This is a genomic window from Paraburkholderia sp. FT54 (genome assembly GCF_031585635.1).
Classification (GTDB): domain Bacteria; phylum Pseudomonadota; class Gammaproteobacteria; order Burkholderiales; family Burkholderiaceae; genus Paraburkholderia.
Map to the genome: position 1 here is coordinate 2,026,394 of NZ_CP134195.1, position 20,558 is coordinate 2,046,951.

Below are 20,558 nucleotides of genomic sequence, written 5' to 3' on the forward strand. Positions count from 1 at the left end.
CGCGCTATCAGCACCATGACCGATCTCTTCACAACCCAGCCGCGCGCGCCGCTTGCCGAGCAGCTTCGGCCCGAATCACTCGACGACGTCGTCGGGCAGTCTCATCTGCTGGGCGCCGGCAAGCCGCTTCGGCTCGCGCTCGACTCTCAACGACTCCATTCGTTCATCCTGTGGGGACCGCCCGGTGTCGGCAAGACGACGATCGCGCGGCTTGCCGCGCGGGCTTTCGACTACGAGTTCATCGCCGAGTCGGCCGTCGCCGCCGGTGTCAAGGAACTGCGGGAGGCCGCCGCGCGCGCCCAGCAGACGCTCGACCACCGGGGCCGTTCAACGGTACTGTTCCTCGACGAGATTCATCGGCTCAACAAGAGCCAGCAGGACGCCTTGCTGCCGCACGTGGAAACGGGCCGGCTGACGCTGATCGGCGCGACCACGGAGAATCCGAGTTTCGAGGTCAACAGCGCGCTGCTCTCGCGCGCCCAGGTGTATGTGCTCAAGCCGCTATCCGACGAGGAATTGCGGCAGCTGTTCGGGCGAGCGCAGGCGGTGCTGGGAGAGCTCGAGTTCGAGCCTTCCGCGCTCGATGCCGTGATCGGCTTTGCCGACGGCGACGGTCGCAAGTTTCTGAACCTCGTCGAGCAGCTCGCCAATGCCGCCATGGCGGCCGGGCTCACGCGCATCGACGCGGGCTTCGTCAGTACCGCGTCCGCCACGACGACACGGCGTTTCGACAAAGGCGGCGAGGAGTTCTATGACCAGATTTCCGCGCTGATCAAATCCGCCCGCGGCTCCGCTCCGGATGCGGCCCTGTACTGGATGGCGCGAATGATCGACGGGGGCGTCGATGTGCGTTATCTCGCGCGCCGCATCATCATCCTGGCGAGCGAAGAGGTGGGTAACGCGGATCCGAGAGCCTTGCAGGTCGCGGTGAACGCGGCCGAGGCGTATGAACGGCTCGGCTCGCCCGAAGGCGAACTGGCGCTCGCCCAGGCTCTCGTGTATATCGCCGTCGCACCGAAGTCGAATGCTGTCAGCATGGCGTGGCATCAGGCGCTGTCATTCGTGCGCGGTGACCGCACGCGAGCGGTGCCGCTGCATCTTCGGAATGCGCCGACGCAACTCATGAAGGATCTCGGCTACAAGAAGGACTACCGCTACGCGCACGACGAACCGGATGCGTATGCGGCAGGCGAGCATTATTTCCCGGAAGATGTCGTCGAGCAACGCTGGTATCAGCCCGTGCCGCGCGGACTGGAATCCAGAATTGGCGACAAGCTCGAGCACCTGCGCGAACTGGATGCGCAGGCGCGCGAGAAACAGAAGCGGTAGGCGCGCATGGATGGCGGTCGATCTGACCCACAGCGCCGGTCAGGGTTGCGAAGTCTCTTCTCTTCTGCGTCTGCCACTGGCTGTCGGCTCGCGGCGCGCGGCGTCGCCTTCAGTTCAATGCGACCGCCGCAGCGGCGCCGACGGGCGAGCCTTCTATCGCTACCGATTGCGCGCCGTCGGGGCCAACGGAGCCGTTGACGGCTCTTGCTGCCGTTGGTTTCCGGCAATTCGGGCAACGGCCCATCGACGGGATACTGCGAGAGGTCCACGCCGCCCGACATGTTCGACAGCAGCGAGAGCCTCACGGTCGGATGAATCAGGGCTTGCAGCGCGGCGAATTTTTCCTCGGCTTCCTCCTGCGTGCGGCCGACAATCGGGAAAATGCCCGGCATGATCTTCAGATGGTCCGGCGCGCGCCCGTATTTCGCGAGACGCCCTTTGACGTCGCGATAGAACGACTGCGCTTCGTCGAGCGTCTGATGCGCGACGAAGATCACCTCCGCCGTTTGCGCGGCAAGCTCGCGCCCCGCCTCGGACGCGCCGGCCTGCACGACGACCGGCCAGCCCTGCGGCGAACGCGCGACGTTCAGCGGTCCGCGCACCTTGAAGTGCTTGCCCGCGTGACCAAGCACGCGCAGCTTGTCCGGGGCGAAGTAGACGCCGCTCTCCTTGTCGCGGATAAACGCGTCGTCTTCCCAGCTATCCCAGAGGCCCGCCACCACGTCGTAGAACTCGCGTGCGCTCGAATCCAACCAATCATTGCAGATAAGAAAATCTGCAGAAGTGCGAACCGTACTGCTGCCTCGACGGTCTCGCTGTTTATCTTTCGGGTGCTGGCCGCCGCCTTGGGCACGAAGGTGTCGTGCCGGCGAACACGCGGCCGCGCTGCCCGCGGCGCGTTAAAGCATCGGGTTTATCACTCCAGCAGATAACAGTATCGGATTTGCTTCGTTGCCGGCGGGCGTGCGCGCCGTTAAATTTGTCTGGTTGCGCCGTTGCCGGCGTTTTCCGAACAGATTCGACAAAGAGATTCCTGTGACGACTGCCTTTGAACCCACCGCCGCCAGCGGAACTGGCCACGCCCAACCAGCCCAATCCATCGAGATTCGCGCTTTCGACGGCCCCGTCGGGGCGGAAGTGCGGGGGCTCGATCTCAGCCAGCCGCTGCACCAGGATGATTTTGCCCGCATTCATCGCGCGCATCTGGAGCATCACGTGCTCGTGTTTCGCGATCAACGCATCACGCCCGCTCAGCAGATCGCATTCAGCCGGCGCTTCGGTCCACTGCAGATCCATGTACTGCATCAGTTCCAGTTGAACGGCTATCCGGAGGTGCTGGTGGTCTCGAACATCGTCGAGAACGGCCAGCCGATCGGTCTCGGCGACGCCGGTCATTACTGGCATTCCGACCTGTCGTACAAGGAGAAGCCGAGCCTCGGCTCGCTGCTGCACGCGCAGGAACTGCCGTCGGAAGGCGGCGACACGCTGTTCGCCAACATGCATCTGGCGTACGAGACGTTGCCCGCGCATTTGCGCGCCGCCGTGGAAGGACGTTCGGCGGAACACACGTATCTCGCGAAATATGCCGAGCTGCAAAAACGCAGCCCGTGGCGCCCGAATCTCTCCGGCGAGCAGATCGCGCAGGTCAAGCCGGTGGTGCATCCGATCGTGCGCACGCATCCGGAGACCGGACGCAAGGCGCTCTTTGTCAGCGAGCATTTCACGACCCGTGTGATCGGTTTGCCGGAAGACGAGAGCAAGCAGCTGCTCGAGGAAATCTTCGCGCATAGCGTGCGCCCGGAGCATTTGTATCGACATCAATGGGCCGAACACGACATGGTGTTCTGGGACAACCGCTCATTGATGCATCTCGCGGCGGGCACGCCGGACCACCTGCGCCGCAAACTGTACCGCACGACGATTGAAGGCGATGTGCCGTTCTGACGGCAACGTGGCCCATTTTTAACCACGCTTTTACCAAAACTACACGCTCACCGGAGTTCAGATGCTCGCCATGTTTCGCCCGACCGCCGCGCGGTCGTCTTTAGCTCGCCGCTTGAGCGCGACGCTGCTGACTCTGTCGACGGCCGTGGCCGGTCTCGGCGCAGCCGTGCCCGCGCATGCCGAAGGCCAGATTCGCGTGGCCGAGCAGTTCGGTATCGTCTATCTGCTGCTGAACGTAGCGCGCGACCAGCAGTTCGTCGAGAAGGAAGGGCGCAAGCAGGGGCTGGATATCAAGGTCGACTGGGTGAAGCTTTCGGGCGGCGCGGCCGTCAATGATGCGCTGCTCTCCGGCGCGGTGGATATAGCCGGCGCGGGCGTCGGCCCCTTGCTGACGATCTGGGATCGCACGCATGGCAAGCAGAACGTGAAAGGCGTGGCCTCGCTCGGCAATCTGCCGTACTACCTCATCAGCAACAATCCCGACGTCAGGACGATTGCCGACTTCACCGGCAAGGACCGCATCGCGGTGCCGGCCGTCAACGTGTCGGTGCAGTCGCGCGTGCTGCAATACGCGGCGGCCAAACGCTGGGGCGACAAGGATTACGACCGCCTCGACAAGTTCACGCAGGCTTTGCCGCATCCCGACGCGGCTGCGGCGATCATCGCGGGCGGCACGGAAATCACCGGACACTTCGGCAATCCGCCGTTTCAGGAGCAGGAACTGGCGGGCAATCCGAAGGCGCATATCGTGCTGAATTCATACGACGTGCTGGGCGGCCCGAGTTCTGCGACCGTGTTGTACGCAACGGAAAAATTCCGCGACAACAATCCGAAGACCTACCGCGCCTTCGTCGACGCGCTGGCGGACGCGGCGCGCTTCATCACGGCGAATCCCGATGCCGCAGCCGATATCTACATCCGCACGAATCAGTCGAAGATCGACCGCAGTCTGCTGCTGAAGGTCATCAAGGATCCGCAGGTGCAATTCAAGGTCGCGCCGCAGAACACGTTCGGACTCGCGCAGTTCATGCATCGCGTCGGCGTGATCAGGAACGAACCGAAGTCCTGGAAGGATTATTTCTTCGACGACCCGGCGACCGCCGCGGGAAGCTGAACATGAATGCGTACCCGGCCTTCACCGGATATTTAACGGCCCGCGTGGTCGGCTTACAGGGAGCGATCTGATGGTAGCCAATCCTACTGTGCTGTTTCCGGACCAGGCTGAAGCGGCCACGCCGGCGACCAGCGAAAAACTGCTCGCGGTCGAACACGTCAACCTCGAATACCGCACGCGTGAGCGGATCGTGCGCGCGACCCATGACGTGAGCTTCGACGTCTATGGCGGCGACCGCTTCGTGCTGCTGGGACCATCGGGTTGCGGCAAGTCGACCCTGCTTAAGGCGGTGGCCGGCTTTATCGAGCCGACGTCCGGCAGTATTTCGCTCGACGGCCAGGCTATCCGGGGCCCCGGCGCCGATCGCATTGTCGTGTTTCAGGAGTTCGACCAGTTGCCGCCGTGGAAGACCGTGCTGCAGAACGTCGCCTTTCCGCTGCGGGTCGCGAGGAAGCTCTCGCGCGCGGAAGCAAAGGAACGGGCGCTGCATTATCTGGAGAAGGTGGGGCTGGCGTCTTTTGCCAACGCTTATCCGCATACGTTGTCGGGCGGCATGAAGCAGCGCGTCGCGATTGCCCGCGCGCTGGCCATGCAGCCGCGCGTGCTGCTGATGGACGAGCCCTTCGCCGCGCTCGACGCGCTGACGCGCCGCAAGATGCAGGAAGAACTATTGCGTCTGTGGGAAGAGGTGAACTTCACCTTGCTGTTCGTCACGCACTCGATCGAAGAAGCGCTGGTTGTGGGCAACCGCATTCTATTGCTGTCGCCGCATCCCGGCCGTGTGCGCGCGGAACTGAACAGCCATCAGTATTCGCAGGACAGTTTCGGGCGCAGCGATTTTCAGCGCAGCGTCGCGCGTATTCATCACCTGTTGTTCGAAGAGACGGAGGCCGTGCAATGAGTTCTCCCGCCACCTTGTTGCCGCCGGTTCGCGAGGAGTACGAGCGGCCGCTCGAACCGCTCGGTGAACTCGTCCTTGAAGCGCCGCTGCCGCTCGGCAAGCGCATCTTCGCGCAGAGCTGGTTGCGCAAGACGCTAATTGCGCTGGTGTTGATCGGCCTCTGGGAAATCGCCGCGCGCGCGATCGACAACGATCTGCTGCTGCCGACTTTCGGCGCGACCTTCAGCGCGTTCGTACAAGGCGTATGGTCCGGCGAACTGCTGCAAAAAACGGCCGTGTCGATGTCCGTGCTGCTGCGCGGCTATCTGCTGGGCGCCGCGCTCGCTTTCGTGCTGACGTCGCTTGCCGTGTCGACGCGTCTGGGCCGCGATGTCCTGTCGATGCTGACGGCGATGTTCAACCCGTTGCCTTCCATCGCGCTGTTGCCGCTCGCGTTGCTCTGGTTCGGCCTCGGCACCGGCAGCCTGCTGTTCGTGCTGGTCCATTCGGTGCTCTGGCCGCTGGCGCTGAACACGTACTCCGGTTTTCAGTCGGTGCCGGCGACGTTGCGCATGACGGGCCGCAATTACGGGCTCACCGGCATGCGCCATGTGCTGCTGATTCTGGTGCCGGCGGCGTTGCCGGCGATTCTGGCGGGCTTGCGGGTAGGTTGGGCGTTTGCCTGGCGCACGCTGATCGCGGCGGAACTCGTGTTCGGCGCGAGTTCGGGCAGCGGCGGCCTCGGCTGGTACATCTTCCAGAATCGCAACGAGCTGTATACGGACCGCGTTTTCGCCGGCCTCGCGGCGGTGATCGTGATCGGCTTGCTGATCGAGCACCTGGTGTTCGATACGCTCGAACGCGTGACCGTTCGGCGCTGGGGCGTGCAGCACTGAGTGACCTTCCGGGCGCTGACCGCGCGCGCCGCAGAGGACGAGCGGCGGCGCGTCGCGTTGGCGAGTACGATAGCGCAATAGGGCGCCGGCGTTCGACGGCCGCTGCGCCGCACAAAAAATGGCGAAACTCCCGGTTGCTCTCGCTGCCGCCGTGAACCACAAATCTACAGCTGCGCCACGGTCCGCCGCCATCGGCCGTGTTTCTCATTGGTACAGGATGTTTCGTACCGAGGCGAGCGGCCCGTCCATGACGGTGAATACGCGAACGCCCTGGCCCCGAATCAGATAGACAAGGAGAGTCCCGCCATGGGTATGCGCCCAGATCCCACGTTCCATGCGTCACCCAGACTCGCGATGGATGCACCGGCGGAAGAGTACGCCTACACCGTGCTTCTCAGCCCCGATTTCTCGCAGCCCGACGCGCTCGCCGTCATCGACGTGAAGCCCGGCTCGCCCACTTACAGCCAGGTGGTCCACACGGTGCCGGTACCGCACAAGGGGGACGAATTCCATCATTTCGGCTGGAACGCGTGCTCGTCGTCGCTCTCGCCGCTGACCGGCCACGCATTCCTCGAACGCCGCTATCTGATCATTCCGGGCATGCGTTCTTCACGCATTTACATCGTGGATACCCATCCGCATCCGACCCAGGCGAAGATTCACAAGATCATCGAGCCCGAGGAGATTTTCCGTAAAACGGGCTACTCGCGTCCGCACACGGTTCATTGCGGGCCGGAAGGGATTTACGTCAGCACGCTCGGCGGCGCGGGGAAAGACGGCACCGACGGGCCGCCCGGCATCTTCATCATGGATTGCGAAACGTTCGAGGTGCTCGGCCGCTGGGAGATCGATCGCGGCTTGCAGGAGAAGCACTACGATTTCTGGTGGAACCTGCCGCGCGACTATATGGTGTCGAGCGAATGGGCATTGCCGCCGCAATTCGAGAACGGCATCGTCCCCGAGGATCTGCTGTCGAACCAATACGGGCACCGTATCCACTTCTGGGATCTGCGCGGCAGGCGCAACGTGCAGACACTCGACCTCGGCGCGAATCATCAGATGGCGCTCGAAGTGCGGCCCGCGCACGATCCGAGCCGCGAGTACGGCTTCATCGGTGTCGTGGTCGATACGACGAATCTGGAAGGATCGATCTGGACGTGGTGGCGCGAAGGAGGCGAGTTTCACATCGAGAAGACCGCGACCATTGCGCCCGAACCCGCGGCCGCCGAACTGCTGCCGCCGTTGCTGCAGGGTTTCGGCGCGGTGCCGCCGCTCGTCACGGACATCGATCTTTCCATCGACGACAAATTCCTCTACGTCGCCTGCTGGGGCACCGGCGAGATGCGCCAGTACGACGTGACGGAACCACGCAAGCCGAAGCTCGCGGGATCGGTTCATATCGGCGGGATCGTGCGGCGCACGCCTCATCCGACCGGCAAGACCTTCGCGGGCGGTCCGCAGATGGTGGAGATCAGCCGCGACGGCAAGCGGGTCTACTGGACCAACTCGCTCTATTCGACGTGGGACAACCAGTTCTATCCGGACGGCGTGCCGGCGGCGCAAGTCATGGCGCGGGCCGAACCCGGCGGCGGGCTTGCGTTGGCCGACGATTATTGGGTGGAGTTCGCGGACGGATATCGCGCTCATCAGATCCGGCTCGAAGGCGGAGACTGTTCGACCGATTCGTTCTGTTACCCGTCGGTGGGCGTTTGATCGGGGCAGGCTGGTCGCAGACCGGCCTGTGGTTGGCCATTCTGGCGAGCGGCGTCTATCACGGGATCAACCCGGCGATGGGATGGCCGCTCGCTGTCTCGAGTGCCTTGATGGAGCGGCGCGCGCGAGCGCTGGTCAGCGCGCTCGTCTATCTCGCGGTCGGGCACGTGCTGGCCGTGTTATTGGTGATGCTGCCGTTCGCCATGCTGACCATCCTGCTAGCCTGGCAGCGCGAGATCCAGATCGGCGCCAGCGTGCTCGTGATCGGCTTCGGCGCCTTGCTGCTGATCCGGCGACGCCATCCGCGTGTGCTCGCGCGGATTCCGCCGTCACGGCTCGCGCTGTGGTCGTTCGCCGTTGCCATTGCGCACGGCGCCGGACTGATGCTCGTCCCCATCTACCTCGGACTGTGCAGCGCTTACGACATGGACCGAGGGCACCGTGCCGCGCAGACCCTGATTGAAGCGAATCTGGGCATGGCGCTGCTCGTCTCGGGCGTGCATGCCTGCGCGATGATGGTGGCCGGTGGTCTTCTAGCCTGGCTGGTCTATCGCTACCTGGGGTTGAAGTTCGTGTCGCGCAGCTGGTTCAATCTGGATGCGCTGTGGGCGTTGAGTCTTGTTCTGGTCGGCGCGCTCTCGTTGGCGCTGAATGCGGCGGTGATCCGCGGCGAGGTGTGATGGGGCGCGTGCGTCTCTCCAAGCCGACTCTTGCCGCCGGTTGCCGCCGTGCATTCGCGTGCGGCGGCAACCGGCGGCACGTCATTGATATTGCCGTAGCGGTCTGAACGCCGCGCGCAGCTCTTCGGTGAAGAGTTGCGGCTGCTCCCATGCCGCGAAGTGACCGCCCTTGTTCACCTCATGGAAATAAACGAGCTTGGGATAGGCACGCTCGGTCCAGCTCCGCGGCGCCCGATAGATCTCGCCGGGGAAGACGGTTACGGCAACCGGAACCGATATCTCGGCGGTCCGCTGTTCGACCGCGTTGAAGTTGTTATTGTTGTTCTCCCAGTAAAGCCGCGCCGACGAGGTCGACGTGTTCGTGACCCAGTACAGCGTGATGTCGTCGAGCATTTCGTCCTTGGTGAGCGAGCGCTCGGGGTCGCCGCCGCTATAGGTCCACGCCGCGAATTTGTCGTACATCCAGGCTGCCTGGCCCGCGGGCGAATCAGCCAGGCCGTAGCCTTCGGTTTGCGGGCGCGTGACCATCATCGCGGCATAGCCGCCACCCTTTTTGTACAGGTTGGCGAGCGATTGGTAAGCAGCCTTCTCCCCATTCGACAGTCCGGCCGGCGCCGGCTCGCCGCTGTTGAGCGCCTTCGCGACATCCGGTGGCACCGTCGCGGGCATGTTGACATGAATGCCGAGCAGGCCGGCCGGAGCCTGACGCCCCATCGCATCAGCGATCACGGAACCCCAGTCGCCGCCTTGAGACACGTACTGTTTGTAGCCGAGGCGCTTCATCAGCACGTCCCACGCCCGCGCGATGTGGTCGGGACCCCAGCCGACGCCGGTGGGTTTGCCGGAGAAGCCGTAGCCGGGCATCGAGGGGATGACGACGTCGAAGGCGTCTTCCGCGCGTCCGCCATAGGCGGTGGGATCGGTCAGCGGACCGATTGCCTTTTCGATTTCCAGCGGTGAACCTGGCCAGCCGTGGGTGATGATCAGCGGCAACGCGTGCGGATTTCGCGATTTCACGTGGATGAACTGGATATCGACGCCGTCGATCGTGGTCACGAACATCGGCAAGGCATTGAGCCTGGCCTCCGCCTTGCGCCAGTCGTAGTCCGTGCCCCAGTGCCGCACCAGCGCCTGGATCCTGGCTTCCTGCACGCCTTGCGATTGATCGGCAACGGTCTCCTTGTCGGGCCACCGCGTCGCGGCAATGCGGTGGCGCAGGTCGACGAGCGTGTCGTCCGCAACGTGGATGTGGAACGGGCGGATCGAGTCGTCTTCAGCCGCGGCGCGCGGGCTCGCGGAAGGCTGATCCGCGGCCGAAGCCGGCCTGGTGTAACTGAAAGCGGCGGCGACGCAGAGCGCGAGAGCGGCGGTTGAAGTAGCGATCGAGCCGCGCCGGATTGGCGCTGTCGAAACCATGGGCATAACGATGTCTCCTTGAATAAGGTGCGCAATTTGCAACCGTGCGCAATATGCGTAAGACCATTGTGGTACGGATTGACGGTGGCTCAAATGACGTATAGGGTCATGATTAAGGACATCGAATTCATCGGATGTTTGACGTGACCAGGCGCGGAGGCCGACATGCACCGGATCGGATATTTGTTGAGCGATCGTTTTCAGGTCATGGCGCTCGCGTCACAGTCGGTTTTCGAGTACGCGAACATTGCGGCGGGCGAAGCCTTCTACAGCATCGAGAACTTTTCGGTGGCGGGCGGCGAGGTGCGTTCGTCGCTCGGCATGGCGGTGGGCACACGGCCGCTAGGCGGGCGCATGGCGATCGACACGTGGATCGCGGCGGGCGTCAACAACCCGCTCACCGCACCGCCGTCCGCCGAAGTGCTCAGGTTCCTGCGCAAGGCGGCGTTGCGCGCGCGGCGCATTGCCGGCATCTGCACCGGCGGTTTCGTGCTGGCTGAAGCGGGGCTGCTCGCGAACCGGCACGCGACCACGCATTGGGCCTACGCGCGCGCGATGACAGGCAGGTTTCCGGACATCCAGCTCGACGAAGACCGCATCTACGTGGTCGATGGCCCGATCTGGACCTCGGCGGGCATGACCGCCGGACTCGACCTCGCACTCGGGATGGTCGAGAAGGACCTCGGCGCCGATATCGCGCGTTCAGTCGCGCACAAGCTCGTCATGCATCAACGGCGCTCGGGCGGCCAGTCGCAGCATTCGGAAATGCTCGACCTGGCGCCGAAGTCCGACCGCATCCAGGACGCGCTGAACTATGCGCGCAAGCATCTGAGCCGGCCACTCACTGTCGAAGAGCTCGCGAGTCAGGCGCATCTGAGCCCGCGGCAGTTCAGCCGGGTGTTCACTCTGGAGACGGGACAATCGCCCGCGAAGGCGATCGAAGGGTTGCGGCTCGAAGCCGCGCGGTTGATGATCGAAAAGAGCCGGCATTCGCTGGAGGTGATCGCGAAAGAGACGGGGTTTCGCGATCGCCGGCATATGCGCGAAGTGTTCATGCGCGGGTTTGGCGTGCCGCCGCGGGAGATGCGCGGCGAGGCCCGCGCGGGCGCGCGATAAGACAACCGCGCAGCCGGTCAACGAGCGCCGCTCGCCAACTGGAAGCGCCACCGGGCGAGATTCTGCGGATGGTCCACCGTCGCTTTCTGTATGTCGCCTCGAATCAGGTGGCAGATGGTGAGTTGTCCCCTGAACGTTTCCAGTATTTGCACGAGCCTCACGCGCTCCGTGTGGCCTGAAAATCCCAGATCGAAATAAATGACGCGACGCCGCGTGTTCCCGGTCACGAGACTGTCGCCGCCACCGCCGCCCGAACCGCCGGCGATTCCCATCGACGGCACGTCGCGAATCGCCAGGTTCCACGAGAAGCCGTTCTCCGCAATCCACTTCTTCGCGTCTTCATCGCTTTTCATTGCCTTGAGGGCGGCGGGCGGACGGTTGATGTCGTCCGTCGCCATCAGATACCGGTATGAATGCCAGATCCTGAACGTGTTCGAGGCCGGCTTGAACGCGTACATGTCCTTGTCCACCTCGTCGACAAACACCCATTGCTGCGCCGAATCATCGTAGCGGAACCATTCGATGCGCTCGTTCCATTGCAGCACTGGGGCGTCGATGTCGGCACCCGAGAACGTGCCCAACGTACGCGCCTTCACGTTGATGCGAAAGCTCAGGTCGAAGTGATGACCGGCAGGTTCGGTTGAAAGGCGGCCTCCGACCGGCGTAATTCTCTCGTAGGGAATCGACAATTCTTCGATGGTCATTTTTGCTTTCATTGCATCTCCGCTGGCGGTTTCTTCATGTGCAAAGAACAGCCGTGCAACGCCGTTATTCCGCCTGCAACCGCACGGGGCGATTTCAGAACGGCGTGGAATAGATGCCAATGACCAGGTGTTGTGTGAGCAGACCGGGTGAACCGGTCGCCCACACAACAACAGGTTCAAACATGCTCAACTCCTTCATTTCCCGGCGACGTCTGATGACGGCGGGGTCCATGGCTTCATTCAGCCTGCTGTTTTCGAAGATAGCGTACGGCGCTGGCGCTCCCGACGCCGGGCCCGCCGCAAGCATGGCGACGAGTGTCGTTCCGGCATTTCTCGGCTCGTCGCCGCAAACGCTGCCGCCATTGCCATGGGCCGACAATGCGCTCGAACCGGCCATCTCGGCGCGTACCATCGGCATTCATCATGGCAAGCACCACCGCGCCTATTTCGACAACCTGCACAAGCTCCTTGCCGGCACGCCGCTCGAACAGGCATCGCTCGAACAGGTCATCATGCAGTCGCATGACCAGCCCGCGCTCGCCGACGTCTTCAACAACGCCGCGCAAGCATGGAACCACAACTTCTACTGGAACTCGCTGAGCCCGGCGCCGAGCGCGCCGGGCGAGAAGCTTCAAGCGGCAATTGGTCGCAAGTTCGGTTCCGTCGAGGCACTCGCGAAGACGCTCGCCGCGACGTCGGCATCGCAGTTCGGCAGCGGCTGGGGATGGCTCGTGCTCGATCGCGGCGAACTCGCGGTCGTCAAGACGAGCAACGCGGAAACACCGTTCACGCGTGGACTCGTGCCGCTGCTGACCGTCGATGTATGGGAGCATGCGTACTACCTGGACTATCAGAACCGTCGGCCGGATTATCTGGCCGCGACGCTGTCGCGCCACCTGAACTGGGCGTTCGCCTCGGCCAATCTCGAGCGCGCCTCAGGTGGAGCGGGGTAGTTGCAGGTTTTCATCGTATCGGCTCAAAGGGAGTATCACCATGTTTCGCTTGTCACGCAGAATGCGCCATTCGATCGGTGCCGGATGGCTGTTGGCAGTAGTCGGCACGTCGGCCGGCGCCGCCTCGATCGATCCGCCGGATGCGCACGCGCTTTTGAGCGCGACCGCATCCGGCGTCCAGATTTACTCGTGCGAATACGGCGCGAATCACACGCTCGGCTGGGTGTTCCGCAGTCCGCGCGCCACCTTGTTCGACGCCAGCGGGACCGCGGTGATCGAGCATTCGGCGGGTCCTTCCTGGGAAGCCCGTGACGGCAGCCGGATCGTGGGCCGTGTCCTCGCGCAGATGCCGGGTAACACGCCGAACGCCGTGCCGCAGCTCCTGCTGGAAACACATTCGACGGGCGCGAAGGGCATGTTGAGCGACGTGCGCTACGTGCAACGCACGATGACCGCGGGCGGTGCCGCGCCGACAGCGCCATGCACCGTCGAACACGCGCCTGGCAGCTCGCCGTACATCGCCACTTATACCTTTTTCAAGTAACAAGCGGCTGCGGGCGTTAGCGCCCGCCGGTCGCGATCGTTCATGTTAATTCGGATAACTACGTTTATAAAGTCGATGGAATACGGCGGCCTTTCGCGTGTTATCTGAAGCAAGAGGCAAATGAACGGACCACCTGGGTTCAACGCACAACGCAGACCATGGAAACTGAATTCATCGCTCATCAGGATTGGACGGAATGGCTGGACGCGCTGTCGGATGAAGCGCCGTGCGGACCCGATCTCGAATACGACCCGCGCTTCCGCGAACTCGAGCAAGCCGTTAGCGGACGTCCTGAAGCGGAATACGGCGCCACGCTAGTCGCCGCCGTACCGCCCGACTGGGTTGCGGCAAACGCCTTGTGCATCGAGTTGATGGCGCATACGCGAGACCTGCGTGTGGTCGCGTGGCTTGCGCGAGCGCGACTGGCTCGCGAGGGTGTTGCCGGGCTCGCGGATGGCCTCGCGCTCGCCGCGACGCTTCTCGATCGCAACTGGGATCACGTGCATCCGCAACTCGGATGGATTGAAGGCGATACCCCAGCCGTTCTTGAGATTGGCATCCGTGTTCGGTGCGCTCACGCTGCCGTCGGAAACCAGCACGGTGGCCTTGAAAGGGCCGGTGGCCGGGGTCGGCGGCGTGGCATTGTCGCTGCCGCCGCACGCGGTGAGTATTACCGTGCAAGCGGCGAAAGACCAGGCAATCACTGCCTTTTGACGCAGTTTCATTTCGCTGATTCCTTTTCGTGTTCGGAGTAGCGCCCGCCGCAATCGTCTTTCTATCTGCGATGCACGCGAACGAACGATCCCGGAGTGCGCAAAGAAATGGCCGTGCAATCACGGAGCAGTCATTCCGCGGACCGAATTGCCCAATCCCTTTGGCGCTGAATCGTCCTTCTCCGAACGCCTGTGCTGACGGCTTTATTCCACGACGGCAACGAGCCGTGGACGACGAGAAGCGTTGTGCTTCTCTGGAATACCTCGTCGGCCAAGGGTGTTATGAGAATTGCAAACCGCGCAACTCCCTTCGTCGCCCGATTCGAGGATCCCATGCCTGACCACTACAATCTGCTCGTCTATTACGATGGATCGCCTGAATCCAGATCGGCTTTGCTGCGCGTGGCCCGTTCGGGGTATGCGCTCACCGCTACCGTTCATGTGCTGTCGGTGGTGGATATCGGCTCGGCCGTGGCCAGCAGTCTCGGATACGTATCGGACGTGGCGTGTTCACACATGGAAAGCGTGGCAAAACAGACCTTGAAGGAAGCACTGGATCATTTGACACAGAGCGGAACGGTTGCACGCGGATATGTCGCCGTGGGTAACGTGGTCGATAGCATGGCGAATTACGCAGGCTTGCTCAACGCGGACCTGCTCGTGCTGGGTCACCGGAATCCGCGTGGACTGGCAAGATGGTTAGGCCAGCCATCTACCCACGCGGAGCTCGTGAAACGTGCCGCGGGGCGTGCTGTGATTACCGTGCCGTTGGACTAGAGGATGGCGCCGTGGATCGACATGCCGTTGTCATTGGCGCGGAGAAGGGGATTGGCGCGGCGCAAGCGCCGGAGCGGAATAATTTCGGCGCGTTGCCTGTTGTGAGGGTAGACCTGTCACCGACAGCCAACCGACCCTTGGAGCAACCACCATGTCTCGTCCCGGAACACGCGCGCAACTCATCGAGACGCCGCAACTCGTTACGCTGCCCGAACGCCTGTTCGACTCTGCCGCGGCTCGCCCTCACGCCGTTGCGCTGATCGCCGGAGACGACGGATGGACCTACGATCGTCTGGCGCGGTACATCAGGAGGCTTTCGCAAGGGCTGCTCGCTCAGGGTCTGAAACCCGGCGATCGCGTCGCGCTGCACATGACGAACAAACCGGAAACCGTCGCCGCGTATTACGCGTGCATGCTGACAGGCATGATCGCGGTGCCGCTGAATAACCGGCTCACACGCGCGGAACTCGAGCCGCAGCTCCGACGCCTGCAGGTTTCGTTGTATCTCGGCCAGACTGATCTATACGGCGCGATTGCCGCTGTGGATGCTTCGATTCTCGTTGCGGACAAGCGCTTTCTTGTCGACGGCTCGCCGCAGGGCACGCACGCCAGAGCCTGGAGCGAGTTGATCGAGCACGAGCTAGACGAGCTGCGGCTCGATCCGGTGCGAGTCGATGAACCAGCGCTGCTGCTGTCGACGTCCGGCACCACGGGCGAACCGAAGTTCGTCACGCACACCCCGCGCACTGCATGCTCGATGATGCAAGCTTGCCAGGCCATTGCGTCGAGGCCATACGACGTCACGCTGATTGCCACGCCCATGATGCATGGTGCGGGGCTCTTCACTGCGCTGACCACGCTCGCCGCAGAAGGCACGTGCGTCCTGCTGGACCGGTTCGAACCGGCGGCCGCCCTCGACCTGATAGAACGGCACCGCTGCACGATGATGATGTGGTTGCCGTTCATGTATTCGGAGGCGATCGCCGAGCAGATTGCGCAGCCACGCAACGTCACGTCACTAGGCATCTGCCTCGTCGGCGGCGACACGACGCCGCCGAGTCTGCAGGAGGAGTTCTTGCGGGTGTTCGGCGTCAGGATGCGCAATTTCCTCGGGATGAGCGAAAGCGCGGGCACCTTCACCTATGGATTCGATACCGGGCCCGTGTGTCGAGCGGTCGACATGGACCGGGTCCGCCTCGTCGACACGGAGGGCAACACGGTCAGGCGCGGCGAAGCGGGCGAACTGTTGTTGCGCGGACCGAACCTGTTCGTCGGCTATTGGCTCGGCCCCGGACGCATTGACGACGCACGCAAGGATGGCTGGTGGGCCACCGGCGACGTGCTGCGCGAGGACGAAGCCGGCGATTTCTGGTACGTCGCCAGAAAGAAAAACCTGATCATTCGCGGCGGGTCGAACATCTCGCCGACCGAAATTGAGCATGCGCTCACCGTCCATCGCGGCGTGCGCGAAGCGGCGATAGTCGGCGTACCGGACCCCGTCCTCGGTCAGCGCGTGATCGGTTTCGTTGAACTGACCGAAGCCGTGACGCAGATCGGGGACGTGTTGCGCGACCTGTCCACCAGGGTGGCAAGCTACAAGATGCCGGAGCGGCTCATCGTCGTTGAGCAGTTGCCGCGCAATTCGTTAGGCAAAGTGGACCGGGCCAAACTGAAAGCCATCGGCGAGCGTCTGGACGATTGGCGCGCGGCGTGAACGGGCAATGTGTGTCCGGTAGCTGCGAAACCCAATTTCGCACGATACGGGCTGCGGACATGCGGATGCCCGTCGTTCCATTTGCTCGCCTTTGGTGTCCAGCGCGTTGCTTCATGCTCACGGGCGCGTTGATTTCGAATAACGTCCGTTCTCTGGGGGAATCAGGCGCCAGGTCAACACCACCACCAGACCAAAAGCGACATACAGAAGGGTGAAGACCCAGGCCGGCAAATCGTAGTACAGCAGGCGGCTCACCCAACGCTGGATGAAGCCTTGCGTGAGTCCCTGTGGTTCCAGCGAACCCGTGCGCAGCCAGTCCTCGAGCGTCGTCAACGGACACGCGATACCAAGCAGCGACAGTGTGGCCACGATAACGATCGCTAACAGATGTACGAGCCGGAAAAACCGCTGGCGTATCCACTTCCAGCGAAGACCGGCACCCACCCAGATCGCGATGAATCCGCTCACGATGAAAACCGCAAGCAGCGCGTGCGCGACAAGCACCGCATCGGCCAGCCAGATCATGAAGGCTTTCGCGCGGCCCTTTAGCGCCTATGCCGCATCACTTCCCAACAGTCGCGATGGTCCATCCGCCTGAGTTGCCGCCGCCGTATCATTTCGCGCCAGTAATGTCCGGCGACCAACAGCACGGCGACGCTCAGCCCAAACAGACCCAAGACGATTCCTGCCCCCGATTCGGCCATGCAACACTCCTTGACTGTGCAACTGATCAAGCGATACGTGTCATTCGTCGTTCAGGATACGCGCGGCGGCGTTCAGAAACATCTGACCGTCATCGGTAATGAGAGGGCGTTGCTGCCCGGAGGCGAGGTCTTCCAGCGTGACGAGTTGGCGCTCCAGAAGCGCTTCCAGATCGGCACCGTCCAGACTCAGCAGATCCGGTGCATCCTTGAGCAACATGAGGGTCGCGAATTCGTGTGGACTGAGCATCGTCGTCTCCTGGCTGAGCTTGCTGCTTCGCTGGGAACCTGATCCGTTGGCCTCGCTTTGCGAGCAGGATCAATCTTGTGATGACGGCTGCTGCATGTCACCTCGCGTTCGGGGACATGTCGCGCGCCGAGGTGCTCATCTTAATGCTGAGGCCCGCCATAGATCAACATGTGGGAAAGCTTTTTTTGAGCCGCTTTGCGCCAGGTGTTCGTCGGCGCCATACTTGATGCCTGCGAGTTCTATCCTGACGAATAGCCTGGCAGCGCTTCCATATACCGCCTCCATACGCGAAGGGAGGCCCATATGCCGGGCGCTGCGATCAAAACCTGAAGGAGATAACACTTGACCAGCTTCATCCTACGTAACGGTGCGCTACTTGATCCTACCCATCCGGACCTGCTGGAGGGCTTCGAAATCCTCATCGAAGACGGGTTCGTGCGCGAAGTGTCCGATCGACCGATCAAAAGCAGCAACGCGCGCGTGATCGACGTCAAAGGCAAAACGATCATGCCGGGTTTGATCGATCTCCACGTGCACGTCGTCGCAATCGGGTTCAATCTGCCGCGCGTGGCGACGCTGCCGAATGTGCTCGTCACGCTGCGCGCCGTGCCGATCATGCGCGCGATGCTGCGCCGCGGCTTCACCACCGTGCGCGATGCGGGCGGGGCAGGGTATCCATTCAAGCAGGCCGTCGAGTCGGGGCTCATCGAAGGTCCACGTCTTTTCGTATCCGGCCGCGCGTTGAGCCAGACGGGCGGACACGCCGATCCGCGCGCCCGCTCCGACTACATGCCATCCGATTCACCGTGCGGATGCTGCGTGCGCGTAGGCGCGCTCGGCCGCGTGGCGGACGGTGTCGACGAAGTGCGCCGGGCCGTGCGCGAGGAACTGCAGATGGGCGCCGACCAGATCAAGATCATGGCTTCGGGCGGGGTTGCTTCACCCACCGATCCGGTCGGCGCATTCGGTTACTCCGAAGACGAGATCCGCGCCATCGTCGCCGAAGCTCAAGGGCGCGGCACGTATGTGCTGGCGCATGCCTATACGCCTGAGGCGATCGCGCGCGCCGTGCGTTGTGGCGTGCGCACGATCGAGCACGGCAATCTGATCGACGAGGAGACCGCGCGCCTCGTCGCGGAGCACGGAGCGTATGTCGTGCCGACCCTCGTCACTTACGACGCCCTTGCAAGCGAGGGCGAGAAATATGGGCTGCCGCCGGCCAGCATCGCCAAGGTCGCGGACGTGCACGGCGCGGGTCTGCACTCGATTGAAATCATGAAACGCGCCGGCGTCAAAATGGGCTTCGGCACGGACCTGCTCGGCGAGGCGCAGCGGCTGCAAAGCGATGAGTTCCGGATTCTGGCCGACGTCATGTCGCCGGCCGAGGTGATCGCGAGCGCGACCCTCGTCGGCGCGGAAGTGCTCGGCATGCAGGACAAACTCGGCAGAATCATGCCGGGCGCCCATGCCGATGTGCTGGTGGTCGATGGCAATCCCTTGAAGTCCGTCGATTGCCTGTTAGGCCAGGGCGAGCATATTCCGCTCGTGATGAAGGATGGCCGGATCTTCGTCAACGAACTCGAAAGCGCCTGACCTTATAAGAGCCCGCCCGCGTTCGCGGCGCCCCACAGTCCCAACTGGAGCTTGTTCATGTCGATGATTGCCGCTCGCATCGAGCGACTGCCGTTTTCAGGTTTTCACCGCCGTTTGCTGCTGATGGGCGGCCTTGGCTATACCTTCGATGCGATGGACGCCGCCGTGCTCGCGTTCCTGCTGCCGGTGCTGCGCACGCAATGGGGGCTCACGAGCGTGCAGACCGGCGTGCTGGGAAGCGGGACGTTCATGGGCTATTTCGTCGGCGCGATGCTGGCGGGCATGCTCGGCGACATCATCGGCCGACGCAAGGTCATGATGTATGCGCTGGTGATCTACTGTGTCGCCTCGCTTGCCAGCGCGCTTGCGAACGACTGGGGATTTTTTCTGGCGACGCGGATTGTCGCCGGCCTGGGGACGGGAGCGGAAAGCGCCATCGTCGCGCCGTTTCTCTCCGAGTTCGTAGCGCGGCGCTATCGCGGCAGCTTCACCGGCAGTCTCGCGGGATTTTTCTCCTTTGGCTTCGTGGCGGCTGCACTGCTCGGCTATCTGGTGATCCCGCTCGCACCCAATGCATGGCGTGTGGTCATGGTGATCACGGCGCTGCCCATTGTGATGCTGCTCTGGTGGCGCCGAGCGTTGCCCGAGTCGCCGCGCTGGCTCGAGGCGCGCGACCGGCACGCGGAAGCCGATGCGATCGTGTCGCGAATGGAAGCGGAGGTGGTGAAAGCCGGCGTGCAGTTGGAGCCGCTGCCTCCCGTGCGCGAGGGAGCCGTTCCGCTTGCCGCCGGACGGGCCTCGATCATCGCGAACGTCAAGGCGTTGTGGGCGGCGAAGCTCGCGCGCATCACGGCCATGACGTGGCTGATGTGGCTATCCATCACGTTCAGCTATTACGCTTTTTTCACGTGGATTCCAGGCTTGCTGGTCCAGAACGGAATGACGATCACGCGGAGTTTTTCGTATTCGCTCGTGATTTACATTGCGCAGATCCCCGGCTACTTTTCGGGCGCGTGGCTCAATGAAAAAATCGGCCGCCAGGCGACGATCGCATCGTACATGATATTGGGCGGCGTCTCGGCGCTCGGGCTTGCGTTGACGCGCACGGATGCGGGCATCATGGTGTCGGGCATCCTGCTTTCGTTCTTCATGAACGGCACTTATGCCGGCGTGTATGCCTACACCCCCGAGGTTTTTCCCACCGACGTGCGCGCGACAGGCACCGGGCTCGCTTCGTCGATTGGCCGGCTGGGTGCGATTGCCGCGCCTATTCTCGTTGGCTATGTGTATCCGCTGCTGGGCTTTGCCGGGGTGTTCGGCGCGACGACGCTGGTGCTGCTGATCGGCGCGATGGCGGTGCTGCTCATGGGCGTGCCGACGCGCGGAAGATCGCTGGAGGACATTGCAGCAGGGCAGATCAACCAGTGAGAAAAGCGAACCTGGCTATCGCGACGATCCATCCGCCTGCGCGACGCAGCGCGAGCTAATGCTTGAGTCTGCCTCGTGGGGCTGAACGCGGGT

Annotated in this window: 19 protein-coding genes and 1 pseudogene; 15 read left to right on the forward strand and 5 right to left on the reverse strand. The window is 63.1% G+C overall.

The window, feature by feature from the left end; all coding sequences use genetic code 11:
* Positions 1-15 precede the first annotated feature (15 nt).
* Positions 16-1,329 (forward strand): replication-associated recombination protein A, encoded by a 1,314-nt coding sequence (locus RI103_RS09490; RefSeq protein ID WP_310815078.1) that lies wholly within the window; start codon positions 16-18, stop codon positions 1,327-1,329.
* Positions 1,330-1,517: 188 nt separating this feature from the next.
* Here RI103_RS09490 and RI103_RS09495 read toward each other — a convergent pair.
* Positions 1,518-2,069, reverse strand: a pseudogene (locus RI103_RS09495) (LLM class flavin-dependent oxidoreductase); the annotation flags it as partial.
* A 295-nt stretch (positions 2,070-2,364) separates the two neighbouring features.
* Between RI103_RS09495 and RI103_RS09500 the strand changes: the two are divergent.
* From RI103_RS09500 to RI103_RS09525, 6 genes are all read left to right on the forward strand, one after another.
* Entirely contained in the window at positions 2,365-3,273 is a 909-nt protein-coding gene (locus RI103_RS09500) for a TauD/TfdA family dioxygenase (protein WP_310815079.1), read from the forward strand.
* A gap of 61 nt (positions 3,274-3,334) precedes the next feature.
* Positions 3,335-4,387, forward strand: a complete 1,053-nt coding sequence (locus tag RI103_RS09505; RefSeq protein ID WP_310815080.1) for an ABC transporter substrate-binding protein — start codon at positions 3,335-3,337, stop codon at positions 4,385-4,387.
* Between the two features lie 70 nt (positions 4,388-4,457).
* On the forward strand, positions 4,458-5,288 hold the full coding sequence (locus tag RI103_RS09510) for an ABC transporter ATP-binding protein (protein ID WP_310815081.1): 831 nt from the start codon (positions 4,458-4,460) through the stop codon (positions 5,286-5,288).
* Entirely contained in the window at positions 5,285-6,163 is an 879-nt protein-coding gene (locus RI103_RS09515) for an ABC transporter permease (protein ID WP_310815082.1), read from the forward strand. Before RI103_RS09510 ends, RI103_RS09515 begins: the two co-directional genes overlap by 4 nt.
* A 306-nt stretch (positions 6,164-6,469) precedes the next feature.
* On the forward strand, positions 6,470-7,876 hold the full coding sequence (locus RI103_RS09520) for a selenium-binding protein SBP56-related protein (protein ID WP_310815083.1): 1,407 nt from the start codon (positions 6,470-6,472) through the stop codon (positions 7,874-7,876).
* The gene (locus RI103_RS09525; protein WP_310815084.1) at positions 7,873-8,556 is read left to right on the forward strand and encodes a hypothetical protein; all 684 of its coding nucleotides are present in this window, start codon (positions 7,873-7,875) and stop codon (positions 8,554-8,556) included. The genes RI103_RS09520 and RI103_RS09525 overlap by 4 nt, the downstream gene beginning before the upstream one ends.
* 81 nt (positions 8,557-8,637) lie before the next feature.
* On the opposite strand, the gene RI103_RS09530 is transcribed toward RI103_RS09525, so the two are convergent.
* Positions 8,638-9,978 carry an epoxide hydrolase gene (locus tag RI103_RS09530; protein WP_310815085.1) on the reverse strand — a complete coding sequence of 447 codons (1,341 nt, stop codon included), beginning with the start codon at positions 9,976-9,978 and terminating at the stop codon, positions 8,638-8,640.
* A 159-nt stretch (positions 9,979-10,137) separates the two neighbouring features.
* Here RI103_RS09530 and RI103_RS09535 point away from each other — a divergent pair, with 159 nt between their 5' ends.
* On the forward strand, positions 10,138-11,088 hold the full coding sequence (locus RI103_RS09535) for a GlxA family transcriptional regulator (RefSeq protein WP_310815086.1): 951 nt from the start codon (positions 10,138-10,140) through the stop codon (positions 11,086-11,088).
* A gap of 17 nt (positions 11,089-11,105) precedes the next feature.
* Here RI103_RS09535 and RI103_RS09540 read toward each other — a convergent pair whose 3' ends face one another.
* The gene (locus tag RI103_RS09540) at positions 11,106-11,804 is read right to left on the reverse strand and encodes a hypothetical protein (protein WP_310815087.1); all 699 of its coding nucleotides are present in this window, start codon (positions 11,802-11,804) and stop codon (positions 11,106-11,108) included.
* 218 nt (positions 11,805-12,022) lie between these two features.
* On the opposite strand from RI103_RS09540, the gene RI103_RS09545 reads away from it, so the two are divergent.
* The 5 genes from RI103_RS09545 (at position 12,023) to RI103_RS09565 (ending at position 16,493) form a co-directional block, all read left to right on the forward strand.
* Positions 12,023-12,745, forward strand: a complete 723-nt coding sequence (locus RI103_RS09545; RefSeq protein ID WP_409076970.1) for a superoxide dismutase — start codon at positions 12,023-12,025, stop codon at positions 12,743-12,745.
* A 40-nt stretch (positions 12,746-12,785) separates the two neighbouring features.
* Positions 12,786-13,289 carry a DUF3455 domain-containing protein gene (locus tag RI103_RS09550; RefSeq protein ID WP_310815088.1) on the forward strand — a complete coding sequence of 168 codons (504 nt, stop codon included), beginning with the start codon at positions 12,786-12,788 and terminating at the stop codon, positions 13,287-13,289.
* Between the two features lie 158 nt (positions 13,290-13,447).
* Positions 13,448-14,044, forward strand: coding sequence for a type VI secretion system ImpA family N-terminal domain-containing protein (locus tag RI103_RS09555; protein WP_310815089.1), 597 nt, complete (start codon positions 13,448-13,450; stop codon positions 14,042-14,044).
* 291 nt (positions 14,045-14,335) lie between these two features.
* Positions 14,336-14,779, forward strand: coding sequence for a universal stress protein (locus tag RI103_RS09560; protein WP_310815090.1), 444 nt, complete (start codon positions 14,336-14,338; stop codon positions 14,777-14,779).
* Between the two features lie 151 nt (positions 14,780-14,930).
* The gene (locus RI103_RS09565) at positions 14,931-16,493 is read left to right on the forward strand and encodes a class I adenylate-forming enzyme family protein (RefSeq protein ID WP_310815091.1); all 1,563 of its coding nucleotides are present in this window, start codon (positions 14,931-14,933) and stop codon (positions 16,491-16,493) included.
* 117 nt (positions 16,494-16,610) lie between these two features.
* Here RI103_RS09565 and RI103_RS09570 read toward each other — a convergent pair whose 3' ends face one another.
* Together RI103_RS09570 and RI103_RS09575 are read right to left on the reverse strand one after the other, a co-directional pair.
* Complete coding sequence (locus RI103_RS09570; RefSeq protein WP_310815092.1) at positions 16,611-17,018, reverse strand: DUF2784 domain-containing protein; 408 nt, start codon at positions 17,016-17,018, stop codon at positions 16,611-16,613.
* Between the two features lie 219 nt (positions 17,019-17,237).
* Positions 17,238-17,444, reverse strand: coding sequence for a hypothetical protein (locus RI103_RS09575; RefSeq protein ID WP_310815093.1), 207 nt, complete (start codon positions 17,442-17,444; stop codon positions 17,238-17,240).
* A 342-nt stretch (positions 17,445-17,786) separates the two neighbouring features.
* Between RI103_RS09575 and RI103_RS09580 the strand changes: the two genes are divergently transcribed.
* Together RI103_RS09580 and RI103_RS09585 are read left to right on the forward strand one after the other, a co-directional pair.
* Complete coding sequence (locus RI103_RS09580; RefSeq protein WP_310815094.1) at positions 17,787-19,037, forward strand: amidohydrolase family protein; 1,251 nt, start codon at positions 17,787-17,789, stop codon at positions 19,035-19,037.
* A 57-nt stretch (positions 19,038-19,094) separates the two neighbouring features.
* Complete coding sequence (locus RI103_RS09585) at positions 19,095-20,465, forward strand: MFS transporter (protein ID WP_310815095.1); 1,371 nt, start codon at positions 19,095-19,097, stop codon at positions 20,463-20,465.
* Positions 20,466-20,558: the final 93 nt, after the last annotated feature.

Excerpts from the sequence above, each read along its gene's own strand:
- RI103_RS09490 (WP_310815078.1), top strand. The coding sequence starts at position 16 with ATGACCGATCTCTTCACAACCCAGCCGCGCGCGCCGCTTGCCGAGCAG.
- RI103_RS09505 (WP_310815080.1), top strand. The coding sequence starts at position 3,335 with ATGCTCGCCATGTTTCGCCCGACCGCCGCGCGGTCGTCTTTAGCTCGC.
- RI103_RS09510 (WP_310815081.1), top strand. The coding sequence starts at position 4,458 with ATGGTAGCCAATCCTACTGTGCTGTTTCCGGACCAGGCTGAAGCGGCC.
- RI103_RS09515 (WP_310815082.1), top strand. The coding sequence starts at position 5,285 with ATGAGTTCTCCCGCCACCTTGTTGCCGCCGGTTCGCGAGGAGTACGAG.
- RI103_RS09520 (WP_310815083.1), top strand. The coding sequence starts at position 6,470 with ATGGGTATGCGCCCAGATCCCACGTTCCATGCGTCACCCAGACTCGCG.
- RI103_RS09530 (WP_310815085.1), bottom strand. The coding sequence starts at position 9,978 with ATGCCCATGGTTTCGACAGCGCCAATCCGGCGCGGCTCGATCGCTACT.
- RI103_RS09535 (WP_310815086.1), top strand. The coding sequence starts at position 10,138 with ATGCACCGGATCGGATATTTGTTGAGCGATCGTTTTCAGGTCATGGCG.
- RI103_RS09540 (WP_310815087.1), bottom strand. The coding sequence starts at position 11,804 with ATGAAAGCAAAAATGACCATCGAAGAATTGTCGATTCCCTACGAGAGA.
- RI103_RS09545 (WP_409076970.1), top strand. The coding sequence starts at position 12,023 with ATGGCTTCATTCAGCCTGCTGTTTTCGAAGATAGCGTACGGCGCTGGC.
- RI103_RS09550 (WP_310815088.1), top strand. The coding sequence starts at position 12,786 with ATGTTTCGCTTGTCACGCAGAATGCGCCATTCGATCGGTGCCGGATGG.
- RI103_RS09555 (WP_310815089.1), top strand. The coding sequence starts at position 13,448 with ATGGAAACTGAATTCATCGCTCATCAGGATTGGACGGAATGGCTGGAC.
- RI103_RS09560 (WP_310815090.1), top strand. The coding sequence starts at position 14,336 with ATGCCTGACCACTACAATCTGCTCGTCTATTACGATGGATCGCCTGAA.
- RI103_RS09565 (WP_310815091.1), top strand. The coding sequence starts at position 14,931 with ATGTCTCGTCCCGGAACACGCGCGCAACTCATCGAGACGCCGCAACTC.
- RI103_RS09570 (WP_310815092.1), bottom strand. The coding sequence starts at position 17,018 with ATGATCTGGCTGGCCGATGCGGTGCTTGTCGCGCACGCGCTGCTTGCG.
- RI103_RS09575 (WP_310815093.1), bottom strand. The coding sequence starts at position 17,444 with ATGCTCAGTCCACACGAATTCGCGACCCTCATGTTGCTCAAGGATGCA.
- RI103_RS09585 (WP_310815095.1), top strand. The coding sequence starts at position 19,095 with ATGTCGATGATTGCCGCTCGCATCGAGCGACTGCCGTTTTCAGGTTTT.